The organism is Kitasatospora sp. NPDC091257 (genome assembly GCF_044757675.1).
Classification (GTDB): domain Bacteria; phylum Actinomycetota; class Actinomycetes; order Streptomycetales; family Streptomycetaceae; genus Kitasatospora; species Kitasatospora lactacystinica.
In genome coordinates, this window is record NZ_JBIVVI010000565.1 from 1 (window position 1) to 5,697 (window position 5,697).

At 74.3% G+C, this 5,697-nt stretch carries 4 protein-coding genes; 1 reads left to right on the top strand and 3 read right to left on the bottom strand.

Annotation, left to right across the window (positions count from 1 at the left end; translation table 11 throughout):
- Positions 1-126 precede the first annotated feature (126 nt).
- Complete coding sequence (locus ACIQOV_RS24400; protein ID WP_401051732.1) at positions 127-939, top strand: class I SAM-dependent methyltransferase; 813 nt, start codon at positions 127-129, stop codon at positions 937-939.
- Between the two features lie 111 nt (positions 940-1,050).
- Here ACIQOV_RS24400 and ACIQOV_RS24405 read toward each other — a convergent pair whose 3' ends face one another.
- The 3 genes from ACIQOV_RS24405 to ACIQOV_RS24415 all read right to left on the bottom strand — a co-directional run bounded on the left by ACIQOV_RS24405 (position 1,051) and on the right by ACIQOV_RS24415 (position 5,688).
- A complete protein-coding gene (locus tag ACIQOV_RS24405; protein ID WP_401051734.1) occupies positions 1,051-3,507 on the bottom strand; it encodes a penicillin acylase family protein in 2,457 nt (818 codons plus the stop codon).
- Between the two features lie 271 nt (positions 3,508-3,778).
- Positions 3,779-4,447, bottom strand: a complete 669-nt coding sequence (locus tag ACIQOV_RS24410; protein WP_401051736.1) for a LuxR C-terminal-related transcriptional regulator — start codon at positions 4,445-4,447, stop codon at positions 3,779-3,781.
- Positions 4,447-5,688 (bottom strand): sensor domain-containing protein, encoded by a 1,242-nt coding sequence (locus tag ACIQOV_RS24415; protein WP_401051739.1) that lies wholly within the window; start codon positions 5,686-5,688, stop codon positions 4,447-4,449. Before ACIQOV_RS24415 ends, ACIQOV_RS24410 begins: the two co-directional genes overlap by 1 nt.
- Positions 5,689-5,697 lie beyond the last annotated feature (9 nt).

The window sequence follows — 5,697 nt, forward strand, 5'->3', positions numbered from 1 at the left end:
ACCCCGCCCCCACTGTCCCCGGGGCCCTCACCCATCACGTACCGTGTTCGGACCACCACAGGTTTGGGTACGTACCTCGGCGCGCCCGACGGCCGGGCGCCCACCGAGCAGGAGACTCAGCGGCCCATGGATCACAACCGCATCCCCCCGACCGTGCGCAAGACCTACGGCACCGATGATCTGGCCAAAGTCGCCAGTTTCGCCGGAGGCTTCATCAATTTCGGTTACTGGCAAGGGATCGACCTCGCCGCCCCGACCACCGAGGACCGGGTACGCAGCCAGGAGCAGCTCTACCGGCGGGCGTTGCGGGAGTTCCCCGAGCCGCGCGAACGGCTGCGGCTGGCGGAGGTGGGCTGCGGGCGCGGGCTGGGCTCGGCGCTGGCACTGCGGGAGTTCCGCTTCGCGGGGGTGACGGGGGTGGACATCCACCCGGACCAGATCGAGCGGGCCCGTGCCGTCAACGCGAGAGCCCTGGCGACGTACCCCGATCGGCTGGCGTACACCCTAGGATCGGCGGACGAACTCCCCTTCTCCGACGGCTATCTGGACGGCGTCTTCTCCGTCGAGGCGGCCCAGCACTTCCGTGAGCTGACCGGCTTCGCCCGTGAGTCGGCCCGCGTGCTGCGCCCCGGCGGCCGGCTCGTCGTGACCACCTTCTTCACCGCCCCGGGCGCCGACATCGCCGAGCGCCTCAAGATCCTCCTCGCCAGCTTCGCCGACGGCCTCGACGTCGCCCACCCCCTCGACGACTTCACCGCCGCCCTCACCCGCTTCGGCTTCACCGACATCACCACGGAGTCCATCGGCGCCGAGGTCTGGCCCGGCTTCGACCGCTACCTCGTCGACGTCGTCCCCACCGCCCACTGGTCCCGCAACTTCCTCACCGCCTGGCGCGACGGCCTCGTCGACTACCACGTCGTCACCGCCATCCGCATCTGATCCCCCGGATCCCGCCGCGCAGCGTCCGGAGCATCGGCGGAATCATCGGCGGCCTCGGGACGGCCGCCGTCATGGCAACGGCGGCCGCCCGGGGCTCGGGGCGGGAACGGGTCAGCGTCGCAGGGTGGTGACGGTGAGGCCCGGGGCGGAGCGGATCTCGGCCTCGGTGAAGCGCTCCGTCACCCACTGCTTGCGGGCGTAGGCGCGGGTCTGGTCGGTGAAGTGGGAGGACGTCGGGTCGGCGGACTCGCCGTAGGTGAGCAGCGTCCGGGTGCGCGGGCCCCGGTCGGTCAGCTCGGTCGCCATCACGAAGGTGGCGCCGTGCGGGACGCTGCGGACGTCCGTCGGGTAGGTGCCGCCGCCGGCGCCCGAGTCCGGTCCGGCCGTGACGACGTTGAAGCAGCCCAGCTGGTGGGAGCAGCCGTGCAGCGGGATGCCCGCCCAGCGCTGGACGCGGCCGATCGGAGCGTCCACCGGCAGGCCGCGGCTCGCCAGGTCCTTCACCGCGTCGGCCAGCGCGCGCTGGGCGACGGGGTTGGCGGCGTCGATGCCGCGCGGGGTGGTCAGCGGCCGGGCCGGGTCGGCCGGGACCGTCTGCCAGGCCGTCGTGCCGGTCTTCGCCAGCGCGTCCCGGTACGCCTGCCAGAGCACGGTGCCCCGGCTGTCGGCGTCGGCCCTCGTGTCCCAGGCCGCGAGCGCGCCGCACGCCGGGCGCACGTCCACCCGGGTGCCGTCGGACGCGGCGATCTCCGGGTGGGCGCGGCACAGGGCCACGGCGTCGTCGCGGTCGAGTTCGGCGCTCTGCACCCGGTTGCCGAACATCGTCGCCTGGAGCGAGCCGAGGGTGAAGCCGGGGGCGCCGAGGCCGTCGGTGCCGGCCCTGCGGTCGGCGATCATCCGCAGGCTGAGCTGGGTGCGCAGCATCCGCTCGGAGGCGCCCCGGTAGACGGTGGGCAGGCCGGTGATCGGCGCGTCCGCGTTGGTCAGGTACGGGCCGTTGTTGGCGTTGGCGACGTAGTCGGTGCGGGTCAGTGCCGGGTGGTTGGCGGGGCCGAAGACGCCGGGCACGAGCGCGTCCGGGTCGCGGCCCGGGTCGCAGGCGGTGGTCGAACCGTCCAGTACCGGCCCGATGGCGGTGACCGCGGCCAGGCAGCGGCCGAGCTGCTCGTCGGGGAGGTGGGGGACGGCGGAGGCGTCGGTGAACCAGGTGGTGCCGCTGGAGTCGACGGCCGTGGTGTACACCCAGGGGAGGCCCTGGTAGGTGCGCTGGGCCTGGCGCAGCTGGTCGAGGTTCTGGGCCCGGCCGACCGCCAGCCACTGGTTCAGGGAGCGGAGGTTCTCGGCGTTGGCGTCGCCGAGGGTGTAGGCGTACTGCCCGGTCCAGCCCTCGGAGAGGACGTAGCCGAGGCGGGAGCGGTAGACGGTCCGGTCGACGGTGGAGAGCGTCCCGTCGGCGGCCCGGACGGTGATCCTGACGGCCTCCTGGGCCATCCGTTCGACCTTGCCGTCCACCAGGTACGCGGTCGGGTCGCCGGGCACCAGCGTGAGCCGGTGGAGGGTGTAGTGGTCCGCGTAGCTGGTGGTGTGGCTCCAGGCGAGGCCGCGGGTGTGGCCGATCTGGAGGAACGGGATGCCGTACAGTCCGGCGCCGGCGACGTCCAGGACGCCGGGGATGGTCAGCTGGGCCTGGTAGAAGCGCTGCGAACCGGCCCACTGGAGGTGGGGGTTGGCCAGCAGCAGGCCGTTGCCGTTGCGGCTGGCGTCGCGCCCGATCGCCCAGGCGTTGCTGCCGAGTTCGGGGTTGTCGGCGGAGCGGCCCGGAGCGGCGATCCGGGCCGGGGCCGCCCCGGCTCCGGACGTCCCCTCCGCGGTCGCCCCCGCAGCGCTCGCGCCGGGGGCGAGTCCGGCCCCGGCGCCCGGGACGGCCGTGGCGATCTGCTGCTTGGCGGCGGAGCTGCCCGCTTCGGTGTTGACGTCGTAGAGGATGTTCCACAGATCGTCCGCGGTGATCGGCCCGACCCAGGCCTTCCCCCGGCAGGACGGGTCGGGGAGGTGGTCGGCGCCGGTGTCGCCCAGGTAGCGGTTGTACCCGGCGACGTAGCCGTCCACCAGCTGCCGCGCCTCGTCGGTCGGGCCGAGCGGCGCGGGGGCGGCCAGCAGCCGCCGCACCGTCCCGGTGCCCAGCACGCCCCGCTGGTAGGTGTCGCTCACCAGGTTGGTCACCAGGTCGACGGAGCGGCCGTCCGGACCGAAGTGGCGCGAGCGCTCGCCGCGCACGGTGACCACCTGGTCGGCGAGCTGGCACAGGTTGTCCTGGGCGAAGGCGTACCCGTAGCCGTAGCCGAGGCCGCCGAAGTCGCGGGCGACGACGTGCGGGACGCCGTACTCGGTCCGGCTGATCTTCGCGGTCCAGCCGCCCCGGTCGATGTCCTGGCCGGCCCCGGGGTCGCCGTCCGCGGCCCGCGCCGCGGTGGGCACCAGGGCCGCCAGCAGCGCGGACGTCAGTCCGACCGCCACGGCCGCCGAGGTGAAACGCCTTCGGATCGCGCTGAACTGACGCTCTCTCATGTCTTCCGTTCCCGTCATGGGCCCCACGCTGACGCCGTGGCGCCCGGCCGGTCATCCCCCCTCGGGACGACCCTTCCTCGGCCACCCGGCTGATCCGTGTACGTCTCGGGTAGGGGACGGTCCTTGCCCGCACCACCTCTACGGTCGGGCGATGCGGTCCGTGGATCATCAGGGTCCGGCGCTCCGGGCCGACCCGGCAACCTCACCCGAACGAGGGCGCGCCGACCGCACCGACCGCGCCGACGGAGAACGGGCACCGCCGAGGGCGCCCTCACGCCCGGAGGAACTCCAGCACCGCCAGCACCCGCCGGTGGGCCTCCTCGGCCGGCGGCAGGTCCAGCTTCATCAGGATGTTGCCGATGTGCTTGCTCACCGCCGCCTCCGAGACCGTCAGCTCCCGGCAGATCGCCGCGTTCGACCGCCCCTGCGCCATCAGCCCCAGCACCTCCCGCTCGCGCGGGGTGAGCCGCTCCAGCGGACTGCGGCGGCGGCGCAGCAGGTGCCGCACCACCTCCGGGTCCACCACCGTGCCCCCGGCGGCCACCGTGCCGACGGCCGCGACGAACTCCTCGATCTGCCCGATCCGGTCCTTCAGCAGGTAGCCGACCCCGCGGCCGTCCCCCGCCTCCAGCAGCCGGGCCGCGTACGAGTGCTGCACGTACTGGCTGAGCACCAGGACGGGCAGCCCGGGGAAGCGTTCGCGCAGCGCGAGCGCCGCCCGGAGCCCCTCGTCGCTCTGGCCCGGCGGCATCCGGACGTCCGTGACCACGAGGTCCGGCCGGTACTCCCCGACCGCCGTCCGCAGCGCCTCGGCGTCCCCGACGGCCGCCACCACCCGGTGCCCGAACCGGGCCAGCAGGCCGACCAGGCCCTCGCGCAGCAGGACGCCGTCCTCGGCCAGCACCACCCGCAGGCCGTCCGCCGTCGGTCCACTCGTCATCACGCCGCTCCTCGGTCGATCGGGGCGCAGGGGATCTCCACCCGCACCAGGGTCGGTCCGCCGGGCGGACTGCTGACGGTCAGTGTGCCGTGCACCACCGCGACCCGGTCGGCCAGCCCGGTCAGTCCGGTGCCGCGCGCCGGGTCGGCGCCGCCGCGGCCGTCGTCCGTCACCTCGATCGTCAACCGGCCGTCCGTGAACCGGCCTTCGACCGTCGCGCCGCTCGCACCGCTGTGCTTGGCGAGGTTGGCGAGCGCCTCGGTGACGGCGAAGTAGCCCGCCGACTCGACCGGGGCCGGCAGCCGCCCGGGCAGCTCGAAGCGGGTGTCGACGGGGACGGGCGAGCGGTCGGCGGCGTCCGCGCAGGCCTCCGGCAGGCCGTGGTCGGTGAGCACCTGCGGATGAATGCCGTTGATCAACTCCCGCAGTTCGGCGAGGACTTCACTTGCCTCCCGGTGCGCCTCGGCCAGCCGGGCGGCCAACGGCCCGTCCGCCGGCGCGTCCAGCCGGGCCAGCCCGAGCGCCATGGTCAGTGCCACCAGCCGCTGTTGTGCGCCGTCATGCAGATCGCGCTCGATCCGGCGCCGCTCCGCCTCGAAGGCGTCCACCAACCGGGCCCGTGAGCGCACCAGTTCACCGATCCGCTGCTCCTGCCCGCCCGGCGCCAGCACCAGCCGGACCAGCGCCGCCCGGGCCGCCGCCAGGACGGCCAGCGGGTAGGCGAGCACCGGGAGCAGCAACAGTCCGGCCAGCCCGAGCAGGGCGGCCGTCACCGGCGAGTGCACCACGACCACCTTGAGCACGTTCACCTGCTCGCCGTCCCGCAGGAGCAGCGGCAGCGCCGCGATCAGGTACCCGGGCACGGCGAGGACGCAGCCCGCCACCGCCAGGTCGATCGGCCAGAGCACGAAGGCGGCCAGCAGCGCGAAGCCCAGCTCCCGCCAGGTCGCCTGCTCGCGGTAGCGCAGCCGCAACCAGGCGGCCAGGCCCGGCTGGTGGGGGACGAGGTGCGGGTCCGGCACCCGCCCGCCGTCCAGGAAGCGGACCAGCCGCCGCTCCCAGGCGGCGATCGGCACCCCGGCCAGGACCAGTGCGGCCGCCAGCGGCAACCCGACCAGCACCACCGTCAGGACCCCGGCGACCAGCCCCGACAGCAACAGCCCGAAGCAGAGCAGCAGCCCGCTCAGGCCGGTCGCCAGCAGGTCGTCCAGAGCATCAGCGTGGACCTGCGGCAGTACCAGTTCGGCGAC